Source organism: Martinezella miluonensis (genome assembly GCF_900094545.1).
GTDB lineage: Bacteria > Pseudomonadota > Alphaproteobacteria > Rhizobiales > Rhizobiaceae > Rhizobium > Rhizobium miluonense.
Genome location: NZ_FMAH01000029.1, coordinates 1 through 16,465 on the forward strand (window position 1 = coordinate 1; position 16,465 = coordinate 16,465).

A 16,465-nucleotide genomic window follows, 5' to 3' on the forward strand; every position below is an offset into this window, starting at 1 on the left:
CCACCGTTCTGAGCCATGACCCAGTTTTCGCCGTTGAACGAAGCCGACTGGGCAACGCTCTGCAGCTGCTGCTGCAGCTGGGTGATTTCTTCCTGGACGGACTTCTTGTCGACCGACGGTTCCATGGCGGTCGCAAGCTTGTTCTTGATCTGGCCGACGATGTCGATGGCGCTGGTAGCGGCGGTGGTCGCCGTGTCAACCTTGGCGGCACCGAGGCCGAGAGCGTCGGAAACAGCGCCGATGGCGCTATTGTCGGACTTCATGCTGGTGGCGATCGACCAGTAAGCGGCGTTGTCGGAAGCCTTGGAGATGCGCAGGCCCGACGATACGTGGCTCTGCGTCTGCTGCAGGTTGCTGCTGATGCCACGCAGCGTCTGGAGGGCAGCCATTGCAGCGTTATTGGTAAGAATGCTCGTCATAATATTTGCCCCTTTTGGCAGTGGTTAAATCAAGGGACATTCCGGACCTAAAACCGGTAACGGCATTCAGCATCATGCCTGTTAACCCAATCCGTTAAGGTTAACTCGCCGCTTCGATGGTCCTAAGAAACAGCAATATAGTTAAGAAAAGCCGAACCTGCTTCCGGTCGAAAAGCGAAAAAACAACACCTTGAGTAGAGTCCCGGATCGGCGAGTTATCCCGGCGGCGCCGAACATCTATGTTCCAGAGGTCGGGTCGCGAATTCGTAAGAATGGCATGAAGGATACTTTTGCAGCTGGACGCCCCCGATAAAATCACGGCGCCTCGTGAGCGCCGGGAAAGGTTCGCTTCGTTCGCCTCTGATCGCGCAACAAGCTTAGTGCCAGTATCGGGCAAGCACCTCGCTCAGAAGCTTCAGTTATGGGACTACCGAATGTATGAGAGTGGCAGTGAGGCATAGATTTTGTCACCAAATGGTGCTAATTTGCACACATTGATAGAGGAAGTGACACCATGCGATCGACCATCAATCTCGACGACGCACTTATGGAAAAGGCTCGGTCTTTAACCGGCACTAAGGAAACCGCAGCGCTCGTCCGCCAGGCACTGGAGACGCTTGTTCGCGTAGAATCGGGGAAACGTCTCATTGCGCTCGGAGGCACCATGCCCGATGCCGAGGCAGCTCCACGCCGCCGGAGCTCGGCGGCCAAGTGATATTGGCGGATACCTCGATCTGGATAGATCACTTCCGTAAAGCCGATTCAGAGCTGCGCAAGATTATCGAAGACGATCGCCTACTTTGCCATCCAGCCGTGATCGGCGAGCTTGCGCTCGGCAGTCTTCGAGATCGCAGCAGCGTGATATCTTTTTTGACGGCTCAGCGTTCAGCTGTTGTTGCAACCCACGACGACGTCATGACAATGATCGATCGCCACGGTATTTTCAGCATGGGTATTGGCTACACGGACGCCCACTTGCTGGCATCGGCCCTCCTTGATCAGCGGGCAGCCTTGTGGACCAGAGACAAACGGCTTCGGACTGCGGCCAAAAGGGCCGGCGTTTTAATGCACATACCGGCGAACCTGCCCAACTAAATCCTGAAACAAGCAATGAATGCTCACGGGTTTTCCGTCCCTTTCTCTTGATTGGAACAGAACCGGCGACCTATGTTTGCAGTCACCAATCTGTCACGGAATGCCCCAACCATTATAGTCACAGGTCGGGGCGTTCGTTGAATTGTGAAGATGGGCTCGATCCTCCCCAACACTAGAGGCGATGTGACTCAATAATCAGGTCGTGCACCTGTGTTGCATCCCATCAAGCCTTGCGGCTTTGTACAGTCGCAAAGTCCTTCGCTTCCGGCATTATTCCATAAGCGCTGATTGGACTTGGCAGCTCCAGCTACTGGGCGGTCACGAATAACGGCGACGTCCAGATACGGGATTGATCCCGCTGACGTGCGGTAAGGAAAAGCGGGTGTTCGCGCCCATCTTTCAATCCAAGTCCCGAAAACGGTATCTCGCCCGAGAGATCGCGTGGGAGATGGTAATCGGTGACGCGCTCCAACAGGAGACGTAGCTCGACACCGGCAAGATCGATCGAGATAGAGCCCTTTGCGATCAACTCGCTTCCGCTTGCCTCCAATAACACTTCCGGAGCATGGGCATGTGGCGGCGGCTGCAGCGGATCCCCGATCTTGCTATAGCCGTGGAGCTTGGCAGCAACGGCGATGCGCGCGTCACGAAGGTCCGAGAGCTTCAATTCGATACCATCGATATCTCCATGCGTTGCCGTTCGGAAACCCAGAGTGCCGAGGCCCGTACGCCATACGCTTTGTTCCGGATGGTCGAAGCCGACCCCATGTGCATCCAGGAGCGCGGCCCCGGTGACAGCCACCTCCCCACTCCAATAGGCCGCCCGATAGCGATCCTTGATCCGTGCGCCGCCAAAGCGGATTCGCACGCTCCGTTCGCTAAATCCAGCCTCAGCGTGAAGATCGCGATGCCATACGATGCGGTCGCCATCAAAGAGCTGAACCTCCTCCCAGCCGGCGTGGCCAAGCAAACGGTAAGAGAGCGGCTCTTCGGACGCGGCATTGAACACCTCGCCCATGAAATGCGTGCCTTGCGATAGAACGGCGAAACTACGTTCGCCCGTCGTCGCAAAAGTACGTCTCGCCCGAAGCGCCTTGCCAACGCCGGAGCGGTCGAAACGGTCAGTGATGACGCCGGTAAGCCCGCCGCGTGAGCCAAAAGTCCCAGTCGCCGGCGCACCGCCACCGCAACGGCCTTGGTGTTCGTCGCTGGCCGCGGAAGCCCCAACCCTGTATCCGCGAGCTAGAGCTTCGGTGTAGAGCCAATGGAATTGACCCCAGGAGGAACCGACCTCAATGAGGCGCTCCAGCTCCGGATGATTCCAGTCCAGAATGCAGCGCCTGCCGCCGACATGCGGGATCAGCAAATGACCTTCTGGATCGTCCTCATACGCTGCATAGAGCCGGTCCACCGGCCAGATACCAGGGCGGATCGCTCCAGCCGTCGTCTCATTCCATTCGAAAGAGCGAAGGGACCTCCCGTTCTCGTCGAAGGGAAACCGGGGCTTGCCATCGCGCAGGAAGACGACGTTGCGGTCGCCGCCGGCAGCGGAGTTGCCGCACCATTCGGTGCCTGGATAGCAGACGAAGCGACCGGGCTCGTTGAGATCGTGGATGGTCCCAACGGCCTCGTCCCAATTCGCCTCGGTGATATTGAAGTCGTTGACGGTGTAACCCACAACATCAAGCCCAGCGATGTCGCGTCCGTAGGTGAGATTGTAAGTCGCGTCATTCGTGCCGACGGTATCGTCGGAATGGACGTGCAGATCCGCATAGAGAGGACGCAAGGCGCCCTCTTCGCTCTGCACATAGGCGACAGCCGGAGCAACGGAGGAGGCCCCGTTCAGCCGCGCTTCCAGTTTCCACTCGCCAGCTTCCGCGAAGGAAAGGCCGGAAATCCGTGCGAACGTCCAGCCTTCCGCTGCGAATTCCACCAGCTCTGTCCGTTGCCCCCCATCCGGGGCAGTGATGACAAGCGCACCCTGAAAGTTGCGATCGTGGCAGGTATTTCCCCATATGTCGTCGACGCGGACGATCGCATCGAAGGGTTGACCGAGGCCGATCAGCCGCGGCGCGATGACCTGAACGGCATGCGGCTGACCAGCCAAGATTTCCAGCTTGCAGTCGCCAGGCACTTCCGCAAATTTCGAGCTACCCAGCGGATCGATGAATAGCCGGAAACGGAACGCCTTCTCCACGAAGGTCTGCACACGGGTGCCGGCGCCGCCCTGCCGCCGATCGCCCAGCCGGATGACGATCCTGTCGCCGGGATTGAGATAGCCGTCGACGACGTCGATGATGACAGCCTTCTGGAAAGGACGTTCGTGTCCCTTCTGATCGAAACGCACCTTCAGTGCTTGAACCGTGCTCGGGCTTTGCCCCAAAACCAGAGGGCCGGCATGGTATTCGGCGGAAACATAATTGGCACCCGTCGGGTCCGTTGTCTGGAACAGCGCCCAGTCGGAATAGAACTTGAAGGCGAGCTTCAGCCACGCGCCGTCTGCGAGACCGACAGCGCCGACCTCATAAACGAGCTCCAATTCGGTCCACTCGCCCGCGGTCAGCGTCTGCCTCTGACAGATCAGACGGCCGAGAAAGGGTAGAGTATCGAAGTGATCAGCAAGGCCCACCGGAGAATGAGCGGTGGCTTGGGATATCTCATGTGGCAAAATCTCGGTCATGGGAAAGGTCCGTTATTGTCCGCGCCAGCCTTCGTAGCGGCGCTCTATCCGTCGAAATACGAGGCTCTCCATCAGCCACGCGGTAAGTCCTATGATCGCGATGCCGAGAAGCACCTGCGCCGAATTGCCGAGCTGCCCTCCCATGGCGACCATCCAGCCGATACCTTGCGAGGCGCCGATCATTTCCGCTGCCACCAGCGCGCGCCATGCCTGGGCAAAGCCGATGCGCAATGCAGCAATCAGGAAAGGGAGAGAGGCCGGAAGATATACATGGGCCAGCAATTGCAGTCGCCTTGCACCCAGAATACGTGCCGCGCGCACCTCCCCATCGCTGATGGAAAGCACGCCTTCCTGAATCGTCACGGCCATTGGAAAGGCAGACGCGATGAATATCACGACGGCGATGGAGAGATATCCAAGGCCGAAGAAGATCAGCGACAGCGGCGCCCAGGCGATCGGAGGGATAGCCATGAAGAGGGCGAGGAGAGGCTGGACGAATTCACGGAAGGGCCGCCAAAGTCCGGCGGATACGCCGATGAGCACCGCTGCCACGACGGCTGCGCCGAAGCCGCCGAATTCTCTCAACAAGCTCGCCACTACCTGGTGGCCCAACTCACCCGACCGGAGCCAGCGAAACCCTTCGGCCGCCACATCCCACGGCTGCGGCAGCACATAGGACGGAACCCTGCTTGCCGCGAGGCACCACACGACAAGCAGGAATGGAAGCGCTGCCCAGCGCCAGGACGGTTGCGGAAAGCACTGCCGCGCTGCCAACTTCTTCATCGATCGGATCTCATCATTGCGCGGTCGCCTTTGCGGCGAAGCTGTCATCAATGATCTCGTCGACATTCAGCCGCTTGTCGAGAAAGCCGAGGGCGACGGAGTAGTCGATGAGGCGCTGGATGAAAGCACGGTCAGACGGCTCGATTTTCCCCGACCAGCCAAGGCGTTTCCTTGCTTCTGCAACGATCGCTTCTGGCGGAACAACGCTTCCGTCCACGGCCTTCAAGGGTTCCAGCTTGAGGCTCCGGGCGATGATCCGGTTGGCTTCTGCGGGATGCTCTTGTAGAAAGGCAATCGCCTTCGAATTCGCTCGCAACAATTTCACGAGATCGTCCGGGCGTTCCTTCAGCGTCTTGGCAGGTGCTGCTACGACATACCACGGATAGCCAGGCAGGGCGTTGTTTACGTCGAACACGACGCGGCCCGTTCCGCGGAGCACAGATTGGCTGATGAAAGGTTCCCACGAAAAGGCCGCGTCGACGACGCCGGTATCAAGGGCGGCATTCATGTTGCCCACGGGCATCTGCGACAGCGCAAGGTCCGTGTCCGGGCTGAGGCCGGCGGCTTCTTTCAGGACGAAGCCACGTAGCAGCACGTCCATGCCGCTGCCCCTGTTGACGCCGGCAAGCCTCTTGCCTTTAAGATCGGAAAGCAGGTGGATGGGGCCGTCCGCCTTTGCGATCACGGCAGCCTGACCATAATTGACCTTGGCGATGATTTTCGCATCGAGACCGCGTGCCGCCCATTGATAGACCGGCGGGGCGCCGATATAGGCCACATCGATTTCGCCCGCGGCCACCGCCTGCTGGATGACCGGACCATCGCCGAAACCCTTTAGGTCGACGTTCAACCCCTCTTCCCGAAAGTAGCCTTTCTCCTCGGCAATCAAGGCAGGCGCATTCGCCATAGCCTGGACCCAACCAATGCGAAGCGGCTGCGTATCCTCGGCATGGGCCGGCAAAGCCGCCGCAAGTGCGAGAAGAACTGCAGGTAGAATGCGTTTCATCCGATAGTCCCCTTCAGGTAACGCGTTGATTGCTGGTCATGACCTTTGCGATTTCCTCCGAGAGCCGTTCGCGCATTTGCGCGAACAATGGATTGGCGCGCGTGCCTCGCTGATCGCGAGGACGGGGAAAATCGATCGCCACTTCCGCCGTGATGCCCACCGGCGGCAGCCCAAGGACAAGAACCCGGTCAGCGAGATAGATCGCCTCGTCGATGTCATGAGTGATGAACAGGACGGTCTGTCCCAAATCCGACCAGATACGAAGCAATTCGTCATTAAGGGCCGTGCGCGTCATGGCGTCGAGTGCTGCAAATGGTTCGTCCATGAGCAGAAGACGTGGCTCGAGCGCCAGTGAGCGCGCAAGCGCAACCCGTTGACGCTGCCCGCCCGACAACCGGTGAGGCGGCTCCTCCGCTTGTTGTTCCAGGCCGACAAGCCGCAGAAAATGCAGCGCGATGGCTCGCTGCTCCTGCGGAGATCCACGGCGATTCATGCGCAGGCCAAAGCGGACGTTTTCCAAGACATTCAGCCAAGGGAAGAGGTTTGGCGACTGAAATACATATCCAAGAGCCGGATGTTCCGGCGCAACAGGCACGCCGTCTATAGTGATATACCCCGCTTGCGGGCGCAGGAAGCCGGAGAGAAGATTAAGGAGCGTTGACTTGCCACAACCGGACGGACCGAGGATCGCCACGAATTCTCCCGGACGGGCTTCCAGTGAGAAATGTTCGAATATGCGGCGCCTGTTTTCAAGATAGGCGAAAGCCATGCCATCCACTGAGAAGGCGGCACCTGAAGAAAGCTGCCGTGGTGCAAGTAGAGATGTCATGTTGTCTTCGAACGATCTCGGATTGGAATTGTCCAATTTCTAATACATTATAATACATGTTATCAACGTGAGGAGTTCTCCTTGTCCGGCAGCAAGAGGGAACGCTATTCTAAAGCTCAGAGAGTCCGTGGTCTTTTTAACCCCGATGGAAAATAATGAACCTGATACGGAACAACCCGGTGGCGATGTATCTCCAGATCGCCGATCGCCTTCGTGTCGAGATTGCCGAAGGGACGTACGAGCCTTCCGGGCGACTCCCCTCGGAAGCGCAGATCATGGCCCGCTTCAATGTCAGCCGCGTCACCGTCCGGCTGGCGCTCGAACAGCTCGATAAGGACGAGTTGATCGAACGCCGGAAAGGCAAAGGTACTTTCGTCGCCGGCAAGCAGGTGCGCCACCAGATCGATACGCTGCGTAGCTTTCATGAGTCGCTGAAAGTCCAGGGCTTCGATGCCACGATGCAGATTGTCGATCTGACCGCCATTGAAACGCCGCAGGCTTTTGTCCAGCTATTCGGACAAAAATGCGCGCTTCTTGAGCGGCTTCACATGGTGGGCGACGACCCTATTGCCTTGGGCAGAAGTCTCCTGCCGGCCTTCATGTCGGACCTTGGGCGAGAGATCGCTGAACAACAGCCGACTTATGCGCTTCTCAAAGACAGAGCCGGTACCAACATTACCTCCGCCGAAATTGCGATCGGCGCGCGCGCTGTCTCGCCTCGGATTACGTCGCTGACAGGAGCGGCGGCAAATGCGGTCTTACTGGTGCTCGAACGAACGTCATATTTCGATAACGGTACCTGCGCCGAAAGGTCAGAGTTCTTCATTCGACCGGAACGCTACAAATTTGTCCTCGGCAACCGAACGTCTGCGTAAGCCCCCCGCCGATCCATTCTTTCACCCACTTCCCGATGAAGATCTCAACCGGTGAACCGATAGGGAGCAAGAGAGAAAGATCATCTGGAGAGCCATATGGTCGCTCATCTTCCCTTCGCTGAGTAGCATCATGATCGGACGCCCCTTACCGTCGCAAACGGTATGAAGCTTGGAATTCGGTCCGCCTTTGATTCGCCAGGCACGACGGGGAACAGCCCCTTTTTTAGCAAGCTTGCTGCCGCCTTATATGTCTTCAGATGCGTCGCATCGATCATGATACGATCAGGTTTGGGGCCTTCTGCGGCGAGCGCGGCAAAAACAAATCACTCATCACCGCCTCCTTTCGGAAGCCATGAATCACATCTCACGCCAAATTAAGAAGTCCTGAGCTTAGGTGGTGATCCTCAAAGCTGATCGACGTCGATCACGGCCCCGGCGAATTAATTCCTTTCGCGCTTCCTGCGCCGGGTTGTCGCCGATCCCGCCCTTGAACAGCCAGTGCTCGTATTTGGCATAATCTGACGGATCAAGATGTGGCGCGCCATTGGCGTGCCTGCGACCATTGGAGGTCGCTACGAAGAGCATATGGATGCTTCGCGCGAAGACACGACGTAGCCTCTGCAAGACCGCTTTGATGGAACTAGAGACGGCCCCCTCAAACGCCCTTGAGACCTTCAGCCACCTTCCGCTAGGCCAAACCTCAGCTAACTGGCGGCCGCTCTTTCGACATAGCGCAAAATTCTGGTCACTGTCGATCGACTGACGCCAGCCTCTCTTGCTATATCATCGGTTGATCTGCCATCAGCTTTTAAACGCAGTACGTTTTCGGACTTGTGTCTCGTCGCGGCGACCGATGCATGGATTAGCGGGATCATACCCGAAGAGACCATATGGTTCCCGGCTGACGTTTCGAAAAGTTCGATATCAACAGGCACAGTGACGTCCTCCTTCAAATCGCTATCTACAGAAAGGATCGCGCCAGCCTTGGACTGAGTAAATTCCCATATAAGAAGTATACGAACTAAGCCAACTTCATCGGCGCCTACAACTTCGGGCGAAGATTGAAGACACGCAAGGGCCTCACGCCCTGCGAGTTCATCCGCAGACAGTGGACATTCGAGCCAAAAGATTCAGGTTAAACCCAATCCATCAAATGCCGGGATTGAACAGCTGGCGCCTGCTTATATCGGTGGCTTTGAAACGCAGCCTACCAATTTGAAGCGACGTCAGTCGGCAGCCCCTCGAATGACCTCGACGCCTTCAGCCGACTATCCCAATTTGCCAGGTAGAACTATTTGGACGACGGACCCTGCGATTACCTCGTCGGCGGGCATATGCCTATTATGCGGCTTTCGAAAGTATCTATCTAAGCTGGGCTTTCGTCCCCGCTTTCCGCACCGACTGTTGCACACCGGCATCTTGCCTATGTGTGCCCGCCAACGACCATGAGCAAGTTAGGCCGGGACAGGCGCGGGCGCAAAATCCTGCATTGCACCAGCAAAAGGCTTGGGCAATGGCGAGGCATATGAGCTTCGCTTGCTGGTGGATAGGCCTAGGGACACCAAAGCCTCGGCCTGCTTGACTGCTGCTGCGACACCATCCACGACCGGGACGCCATAGATCGATTGCAGCTCCCTTGCGAGATCCGCCATGCCGGCGCAGCCGAGCACGATGGCTTCCGCTCCATCTTCGGCAAGCGCCCGTTCGATTTCCGCCCGCAGCTTTCCAATCGCGCCGGAAGACGAGTCCTCGAGTTCGAGGACAGGAATATCGCAGGCGCGAACCTTGGCTCGACCGCCCATGCCGTAGCGCTGGACGAGATTGTCGATCAAGATGCGCGAGCGCTCAAGCGTCGTCACCACGCTAAAGCGCTGCGCCAGGAAGCCGGCCGTTGCGACGGCCGCTTCGCAGAGGCCGATGACGGGCACATCGCAAAACATACGTGCTGCTTCGAGGCCGGTGTCGTCGAAGCAGCAGATGATCGCTGCATCGTAGCCCGCCGCCTGTCTTTCCTTCAGTTCGCGCAGCATGCCGGGTACGGCTATTGCTCCATCGTAATAGCCCTCGATCGAAGCCGGCCCCATCTGCGAGGTGGCGGCAATGATCTGCGTGCCGGCGCTTGTAACGGCGCGCGCGGCTATTGCCGCCTTTTCCGTCATGGAAACGGTCGTGTTCGGATTGATGAGCAGCAGGCGCATGATCTCAACTTTTCTTGGCTTGGCGGCGGCCGAGCATGGTCATGACTGCAAGCGCCAGGAGGATGATTGTGAAGGAAAAGAGCGTCGTCACCGTCCCGAGCGCATAGAGCACCGGCGTCGTGACATTCGTCGTCATGCCGTAAATTTCGAGCGGCAGGGTATTGTAGGTGCCAGACGTCATCAGGGTACGGGCGAATTCGTCATAGGACAGCGTGAAGCCGAAGAGGCCAACGCCAATCAGGCTCGGCGCGATCATCGGCAGCACGACATGGCAGAAGGTTTGCCAGGAGCTGGCGCCGAGATCGCGTGCGGCCTCCTCATAGGCCGGCGAAAACCGGTTGAAGACGGCAAACATGATCAGCACGCCGAAGGGCAAGGTCCAGGTCAAATGCGCGCCGAAAGCCGAGGAATACCAGGCCGGCGCGATTCCGCCCTGCTGGAAGACCACGCCGATCCCGAGCGAAATGATGATGGAGGGCACGACCAGGCTCGCGACCGTGGCATAGAACAGAAATGTTGAGCCGCGGAAACGGCGGCGAAAGGCAAGACCGGCCAGCAGCGACACGACGACGGTCACGATCATGACCATCACCCCGAGTATCAGGGAGCGTTGGAACGAAGCTCCGAAATCGCCGACCGCCTGCTTCTCGAAAAGATTGGCAAACCAATGCAGCGAGACGCCATTCAACGGGAAAGTCAGACCGCCGTCCGGCCCCTGGAAGGACAGGATGATAACAGCCGATAGCGGGCCGTAGAGAAACAACACGAAAATGGTGAAGAAGATCGCCAGAACATAGAATTCCAGGCTACGCTTTTCGCGGCTCATATCAAAGCTCCTTGCGGATATCGACGATGCGCAGGATGGCGGCGACCATCAGCAGCACGACGACGAGCAGCACGACTGCATTGGCGGCTGCAGCCGGATATTGCAGCAGCGACATCTGGTTCTTCATCATCAGGGCGATCGACGCGCTCTGACCGCCGGACATGATCTGCACAGTGGAAAAGTCGGCCATGACGAGCGTGACGACGAAGATGCTGCCGATCGCCATGCCGGGTTTTGCAAGCGGGATAATCACGTTCCACAGCACCTGCCACCCGCTGGCGCCGGCATCGCGGGCTGCCTCGAACAGCGAGCGGTCGATGCGCATCAGCGTGTTGAAGATCGGTGTCACCATGAAGAGCGTGTAGAGATGCACCATGGCGAGCACGACGGCAAAGTCGGAATAAAGCAGCCACTCGATCGGCCGCGGGATCAGGCCCATGTCGATTAATGTCGAATTGACCAGCCCGTTGCGGCCGAGCACCGGAATCCACGATATCATGCGGATGATATTGGATGTCATGAACGGCACGGTACAGACGAGAAAGAGGATCATCTGCGTCGCCGTGCGCCTGATGTGAAAGGCCAGGAAATAGGCGACCCAGAAACCGATAAACAGCGTCAGCGTCCAGACGATAGCGGTGAATTTCAACGTGTTTAGATAGGTCTTCCACGTCACCCAGGAGCCGAGCGTGTCGGTGTAATTCGCAGTCAGGAAGGCCGGATAGAGGCCGGCGAAATCATAGTCCCAGAAGCTGACGACGCCGATCATGGCAATCGGCAGCAGGAAGAAGAAGCCGAGGATGAGAAACAGCGGCGTTGCCTGCAGATAGGCAACAGCCCAGGCAGGCACGCCAAATCCGCGCCGGTTTTCCCGAGTTGTCTCTGCTGTATCCGAGGACGCGATCGTCGCCATGGTTCGGCTCTCCGTTTGGGAATGCCTCCCCCTGCAAGGGCAGGGAGAGGTAATCAAAGATCTTCGGCTCAGGCGGCGATGAACTCGTTCCAGCGGCGGACCATGTAGCGGTCCTCGTCCATGACCGAATTCCAGCAGGCGACGGCACCCATACGGGCCTCGAAGGAGCCGCCATCGCGAACGGCGCCGGCCTTTTCCATGACCTTGCCTTCCGGAGAGAGGATCTCGCCTTGCGCCGGCTTGCCCTCGATCCAGTAGCCCCATTCATCGGCCGACATGAATTGCTTGGCCGTGTCCATGCAGGCGGAATAGTAGCCCTGACGGTTGAGGTAGCCGCCGACCCAGCCGGAGGTGTACCAGTTGATGTACTCATAGGCGGCGTCGAGCTCAGCGCCCTTGAGGTGCGAGGCAAGACCAAGGCCGCCGCCCCATGCGCGATAGCCTTCCTTGAGCGGCTGGAAGGTGCAGGCAATACCCTTGGAACGAACGGCGGCAACCGCCGGCGACCACATGGACTGGATGACCACCTCGCCCGATGCCATCAGGTTGACGCTTTCGTCGAAGGACTTCCAGAAAGCGCGGAACTGGCCGTCGCCCTTGGTCTTGATCAGGAACTCGATCGTCTTGTCGATTTCCGCCTTCGTCATGTTGCCCTTGTCGGCATATTTGATCTTGCCGGCGGCTTCCATGATCATAGCGGCATCCATGATGCCGATCGACGGGATGTTGAGGATCGCCGTCTTGCCCTTGAAGGCCGGATCTAGAATGTCAGCCCAGCTGCTAATCGGACGGCCGGTAAGATCGGGGCGAATGCCGAGGGTGTCGGCGTTATAGATGGTCGGAACCATCGTCATCCACTGTGTCGGCTCCTTGGCGAATTTCTTGGAGCCCTGTGCTTCGACGAAACCGACCGTATGCGGCGCAGTGCCCTGCGCGATGACGCTATCGGGCTTCAGCTTGCCATTGATGAAGAGCGGCACGATCTTGTCGTAATATTTGAGCTTCTTGACGTCCATCGGCTGCATGACGCCGGTCGGGAAGACCTTCTTGGCGATCCAGTACTCGATGTCGGCGATGTCGTAGCTGTTCGGCTGCGTGACGGCGCGTTGAGCGGCGGCGTCGGAATCGGTCGCAGTCATCTCGAGCGTGATGCCGAGATCGGCCTTGCACTTCTCCGCGATCGCATTGATGTTCGAAACGCCGGTGCCGAACTGGCGCAGCGTTATGTTGGATTTGGCCCAGATGGTCGGAAAGCCGGTGATGACCCCGGAGCCAGCCACGGCACCGAGAGCGGCGGCGCCGGTCTTCAGCAGCGAGCGGCGGGAAATGCCTTTCGTTGTCTTGGTAGTCTTCGTTTCAGTCGTCATGTCAGTTCCCCTTTTTTGATGCTTCGGATTTTCATGCGGACATACGGCCAAGAAGGATTGCGTCCTCCTGAGCCCAACTCAGCGAGACGGCGTCGCCGACCGTGATGGATTTGACGGCCTCATCGTCATTGCTTGCGATCAAGGTGAAATCGTCGCTGCCGGCACCGATGACGGTGATCTTCAGCGTCGCGCCGCGATATTCGATGTTGGAGACGACGCCGTTGAAACCGAGACCCCTATCGGTGGATTGCGAAAGGCGAACGCGATCGGTGCGGATAGCGATATCGGCAGCCGCACCGGTCTGGCGGCCTGCCCCCTTTACGGAAAAGCCTTGCCCCTCCGGCACGGTCATGGTGATGACGCCGTCCCCGCTTGACGTGACGCGGCCGGACAAGACGTTATGGTCGCCCATGAAACGCGCGACGAAGGCCGTCGCAGGATGCTCGAAAACCTCGCGCGGCGACGCGGCCTGCTCGATGCGGCCGTCATTCATGATGACGATGATATCGGCAAGCGCCATCGCCTCTTCCTGGCTGTGCGTCACATGGACGAAAGTGATGCCCAGCGTCTTCTGCAGCTTCTTCAACTCGGCGCGCATCCGGATCTTCAGAAACGGATCGAGTGCAGACAATGGCTCGTCGAGCAGCAAAGCCTCGGGATCAGTGATCAGGGCGCGCGCGAGCGCCACGCGCTGCTGTTGGCCACCCGAAAGCTGCGCCGGGCGCCGGGTCGCATACGCCTCCATCTGCATGAGCTTGAGCATTTCAAGCGCCTTGGCGCGACGCTCCTCTTTGGCGACCCCTTTCATCTTCAGGCTGAAGGCAACATTGTCGATGAGGTCGAGGTGCGGAAACAGCGCATAGGACTGGAACATCATCGCCGTACCGCGTCTGGCAGCCGGAAAATCCGTTACTACGGTATTTCCGAGGCGAATGTCACCGGAGGAAATACCTTCATGGCCGGCGATCATGCGCAGTGTCGAAGTCTTGCCGCAGCCGGAGGGCCCGAGGAAACAGCAATAGGAGCCCGCGGGTATCTTCAGGCTGATTGCATGAACAGCCGTGGTCGTGCCGTAGACCTTCGAAACGGACACTATATCGATCTCTGCCGCTTTCGACATCATCTTCCCCTTTGGTTTGAGAAAGACATTGCATCAATCGTGCCAGTTTTGCTGCGGTGCACTAACTACCTGCAATTTCTATGTTTTCTTCAGGTACCGGAGTTTCATGCCCATTAGGAGGCAAATGGATTCTTGCTTATAAAATAGGCTATTGTGCTCGATGAGTGCATATTATTGTATGCAATATAACGGCGTCTTTGCCTCGGATTTCGTTTAACATCAGCGCAAAACCGGGCTATCATTTGCGCCAACCACCCGGATAAGAATCATGAATTCTTCAGCAGATATGCTTCTGACGCCCAGCGATCCCACGGATACCGGTACGCAACAGATCCGCGATGCCATACGCGACGCCATCGTCGAACGCAGGCTCGCACCAGGCACGAAGCTGTCCGAAAGCGATGTCGGCGGCCTGTTCAACGTCAGCCGAACTTTAGCGCGCGCCGCCTTGCAGGCCCTTGCCTATGAGGGCCTCGTGAACGTCGAACGGAACAGAGGCGCTTTCGTCGCCTACCCATCGCCTGAGGAGGCCCGGCAGATATTCGCCGCGCGTCGTCTGGTCGAGCCCGGCATATTGAAATCGGCGGCTGAGCGGATCACCGCGGCTCAGCTCAAGCAGCTCGGGCAACTTCTTCTGGAAGAAGGGCGCTTGATAGGCGAGCGCGGTCAGTCTGCTCGCCGAGCCGAGATCAAGGCTTCGGGCGATTTCCATTTGATGCTTGCGTCAATCTCCGGCAATCTCATCATGCAGCGTTTTATGGAGGAGCTTGTCGCTCGCTCGTCATTGGTGATCGCACTCTACGGGCAATCGAGCGCCTCCAGTTGCGGCCATTCGGAACATGCCGACATTATCACCGCCTTGGGGCGCAAGGACGTCGATACGGCCTGCGACCTGATGCTTCATCATATCGAGCATATTGAGGCCGATCTCGATTTGCGCGAGCGCAAGAGCTTCGACTTGAGAGAAGCGTTCGAGCGATGAGACGATCGCCATATAGGCAGCCCCACCGGCTCAGTGGCGGGAGATCGGCACGTTGCTTAGGCAGGAACCCAAGCCGGTGGAACAAGGCACTATTGCTTCCTGTGAGACGGTCCTACGTTTAACGAAGCAGGAAAGCGTGCCGAAGCGCATCGCCACTGACAAACCTCGCTCTTAGGAACGTCGCGATCGAAACGGCAGCCTGAGCCGAGGTTATCTTGCCGAAGCCGGCCCTTTCGACCTACCTTTACATCGCCATATTACCCGCTCAGACGGTCAGATGCTTGCGGGCCTCCGGCGTATCCAGCGTCTCCGCCAGCCCCTCATGCACGATCTCGCCGCGATCCATGATGTAGACATAATCCGCAAGCTCGCGGCAGAAATCGAGATATTGCTCGACCAGCAGGATCGCCATGCCGGTGGAATCCCTGAGATAGCGGATCGCCCGGCCGATGTCCTTGATGATCGAGGGCTGGATGCCCTCGGTCGGTTCGTCCAGCACCAGGATCTTCGGCCAAGTCACCATGGCCCGTCCAATGGCCAATTGCTGCTGCTGGCCACCCGAGAGATCACCACCGCGGCAAGAGAGCGGCGCGTAGCGAATATTTCGAAGGAGAAGCGCGATATGCTGCTCTTGAAAGGGTTCGAACCGGCGGCAGGATGCCTCCGCTGCCGCATCGTACTATAGGGAAGCTGCGGCGTACGGCAAAACACTGCGGCTTCGACGGGGATGGACGGGAATTTCACAAATGATCCTCAGTTGCATAGCATTTCCCCTAACCGAACCTCGCAGATGGACTTTTGTTGAAAGGCATTAGCGGCGGGTCGAGCTCCGACGGTCACATAGTTGCTCCTCAAAACGCAGGAACAGAAGCTTGGCAGAAATTGACTGCTGATTGTCATTGCGGCCAGCCTACCTCTGGCCGATAACCTCCCGCAAACTAGTCATCGGAAATTTTGATAGCCTTCTTGGATATGGGGCGGGCCGCAGATTGGCGCGCCATCCCATCCTGTTCAAGCCGTGCAGTCGATCAAATCGCTACTGACCACCGCACAATCGGCTCCGGAAACAATGAGCGTCATGGATCCGTCGTGAGGTTAAGGGGTGGCCTCATTTCACTACTCAAGAAAAATGAAAACATGCATCGCCGATGCAGCATATATCCTAATTTAATTTCCCACTCCGATCGAACTAGGAAAGATCTGTTTCAGTATCAATAATAAGCGCGAAAGTTGTGCGCACAATTTTTCGAATCTTAGAACCAGTAAAGACGGACATACCAACATGACTACTGCGACGGCGTTTGCATCGCAATCGGATAGGTTTGATTGAAATTTAGACAGGCGATTTTAAGTTCTCGGAAGAGAAAATGGC

15 protein-coding genes and 2 pseudogenes are annotated in these 16,465 nt (G+C 57.9%); 5 read left to right on the top strand and 12 right to left on the bottom strand.

The window, feature by feature from the left end:
- The coding region (locus tag GA0061102_RS21070) for a flagellin N-terminal helical domain-containing protein (protein ID WP_458550559.1) at positions 1–419 on the bottom strand (419 nt) is incomplete at its 3' end.
- A gap of 514 nt (positions 420–933) precedes the next feature.
- On the opposite strand from GA0061102_RS21070, the gene GA0061102_RS21075 reads away from it, so the two are divergent.
- Together GA0061102_RS21075 and GA0061102_RS21080 are read left to right on the top strand one after the other, a co-directional pair.
- On the top strand, positions 934–1,134 hold the full coding sequence (locus GA0061102_RS21075; RefSeq protein WP_092852879.1) for a type II toxin-antitoxin system VapB family antitoxin: 201 nt from the start codon (positions 934–936) through the stop codon (positions 1,132–1,134).
- Positions 1,131–1,514 (top strand): type II toxin-antitoxin system VapC family toxin, encoded by a 384-nt coding sequence (locus tag GA0061102_RS21080; RefSeq protein ID WP_092852881.1) that lies wholly within the window; start codon positions 1,131–1,133, stop codon positions 1,512–1,514. The genes GA0061102_RS21075 and GA0061102_RS21080 overlap by 4 nt, the downstream gene beginning before the upstream one ends.
- Positions 1,515–1,821: 307 nt before the next feature.
- On the opposite strand, the gene GA0061102_RS21085 is transcribed toward GA0061102_RS21080, so the two are convergent.
- The 4 genes from GA0061102_RS21085 to GA0061102_RS21100 are packed head-to-tail and all read right to left on the bottom strand — an operon-like array spanning position 1,822 to position 6,812.
- Positions 1,822–4,194, bottom strand: coding sequence for a CehA/McbA family metallohydrolase domain-containing protein (locus GA0061102_RS21085; RefSeq protein ID WP_092852883.1), 2,373 nt, complete (start codon positions 4,192–4,194; stop codon positions 1,822–1,824).
- Between the two features lie 12 nt (positions 4,195–4,206).
- Positions 4,207–4,977 (bottom strand): ABC transporter permease, encoded by a 771-nt coding sequence (locus GA0061102_RS21090; RefSeq protein WP_092852885.1) that lies wholly within the window; start codon positions 4,975–4,977, stop codon positions 4,207–4,209.
- A 13-nt stretch (positions 4,978–4,990) separates the two neighbouring features.
- Positions 4,991–5,983, bottom strand: coding sequence for an ABC transporter substrate-binding protein (locus GA0061102_RS21095; RefSeq protein ID WP_092852887.1), 993 nt, complete (start codon positions 5,981–5,983; stop codon positions 4,991–4,993).
- Positions 5,984–5,996: 13 nt separating this feature from the next.
- Complete coding sequence (locus GA0061102_RS21100) at positions 5,997–6,812, bottom strand: ABC transporter ATP-binding protein (protein ID WP_092853022.1); 816 nt, start codon at positions 6,810–6,812, stop codon at positions 5,997–5,999.
- 185 nt (positions 6,813–6,997) lie between these two features.
- Between GA0061102_RS21100 and GA0061102_RS21105 the strand changes: the two genes are divergently transcribed.
- A complete protein-coding gene (locus GA0061102_RS21105) occupies positions 6,998–7,687 on the top strand; it encodes a GntR family transcriptional regulator (RefSeq protein ID WP_245298093.1) in 690 nt (229 codons plus the stop codon).
- Positions 7,688–8,391: 704 nt separating this feature from the next.
- Here GA0061102_RS21105 and GA0061102_RS34095 read toward each other — a convergent pair.
- Entirely contained in the window at positions 8,392–8,577 is a 186-nt protein-coding gene (locus GA0061102_RS34095) for a helix-turn-helix domain-containing protein (RefSeq protein ID WP_425348554.1), read from the bottom strand.
- A gap of 135 nt (positions 8,578–8,712) precedes the next feature.
- Between GA0061102_RS34095 and GA0061102_RS21115 the strand changes: the two are divergent.
- Positions 8,713–8,906 (top strand): annotated as a pseudogene (locus tag GA0061102_RS21115) (hypothetical protein); the annotation flags it as partial.
- 235 nt (positions 8,907–9,141) lie between these two features.
- Here the strand turns inward: GA0061102_RS21115 and GA0061102_RS21120 are convergent.
- The 5 genes from GA0061102_RS21120 to GA0061102_RS21140 all read right to left on the bottom strand — a co-directional run bounded on the left by GA0061102_RS21120 (position 9,142) and on the right by GA0061102_RS21140 (position 14,111).
- Positions 9,142–9,885, bottom strand: a complete 744-nt coding sequence (locus tag GA0061102_RS21120) for an aspartate/glutamate racemase family protein (protein WP_092852893.1) — start codon at positions 9,883–9,885, stop codon at positions 9,142–9,144.
- 4 nt (positions 9,886–9,889) lie between these two features.
- Positions 9,890–10,711: an ABC transporter permease gene (locus GA0061102_RS21125; RefSeq protein ID WP_092852895.1), complete on the bottom strand. Its 822-nt coding sequence runs from the start codon at positions 10,709–10,711 to the stop codon at positions 9,890–9,892.
- 1 nt (position 10,712) lies between these two features.
- Entirely contained in the window at positions 10,713–11,624 is a 912-nt protein-coding gene (locus GA0061102_RS21130) for an ABC transporter permease (protein ID WP_092852897.1), read from the bottom strand.
- Positions 11,625–11,692: 68 nt separating this feature from the next.
- The gene (locus GA0061102_RS21135) at positions 11,693–12,991 is read right to left on the bottom strand and encodes an ABC transporter substrate-binding protein (protein ID WP_092852899.1); all 1,299 of its coding nucleotides are present in this window, start codon (positions 12,989–12,991) and stop codon (positions 11,693–11,695) included.
- Between the two features lie 31 nt (positions 12,992–13,022).
- Positions 13,023–14,111, bottom strand: coding sequence for an ABC transporter ATP-binding protein (locus GA0061102_RS21140; RefSeq protein WP_092852901.1), 1,089 nt, complete (start codon positions 14,109–14,111; stop codon positions 13,023–13,025).
- A 268-nt stretch (positions 14,112–14,379) separates the two neighbouring features.
- Between GA0061102_RS21140 and GA0061102_RS21145 the strand changes: the two genes are divergently transcribed.
- Positions 14,380–15,093: a GntR family transcriptional regulator gene (locus GA0061102_RS21145; RefSeq protein WP_092852903.1), complete on the top strand. Its 714-nt coding sequence runs from the start codon at positions 14,380–14,382 to the stop codon at positions 15,091–15,093.
- A gap of 265 nt (positions 15,094–15,358) precedes the next feature.
- On the opposite strand, the pseudogene GA0061102_RS21150 reads toward GA0061102_RS21145, so the two are convergent.
- A pseudogene (locus GA0061102_RS21150) lies at positions 15,359–15,742 on the bottom strand (ATP-binding cassette domain-containing protein); the annotation flags it as partial.
- Between the last annotated feature and the right edge of the window lie 723 nt (positions 15,743–16,465).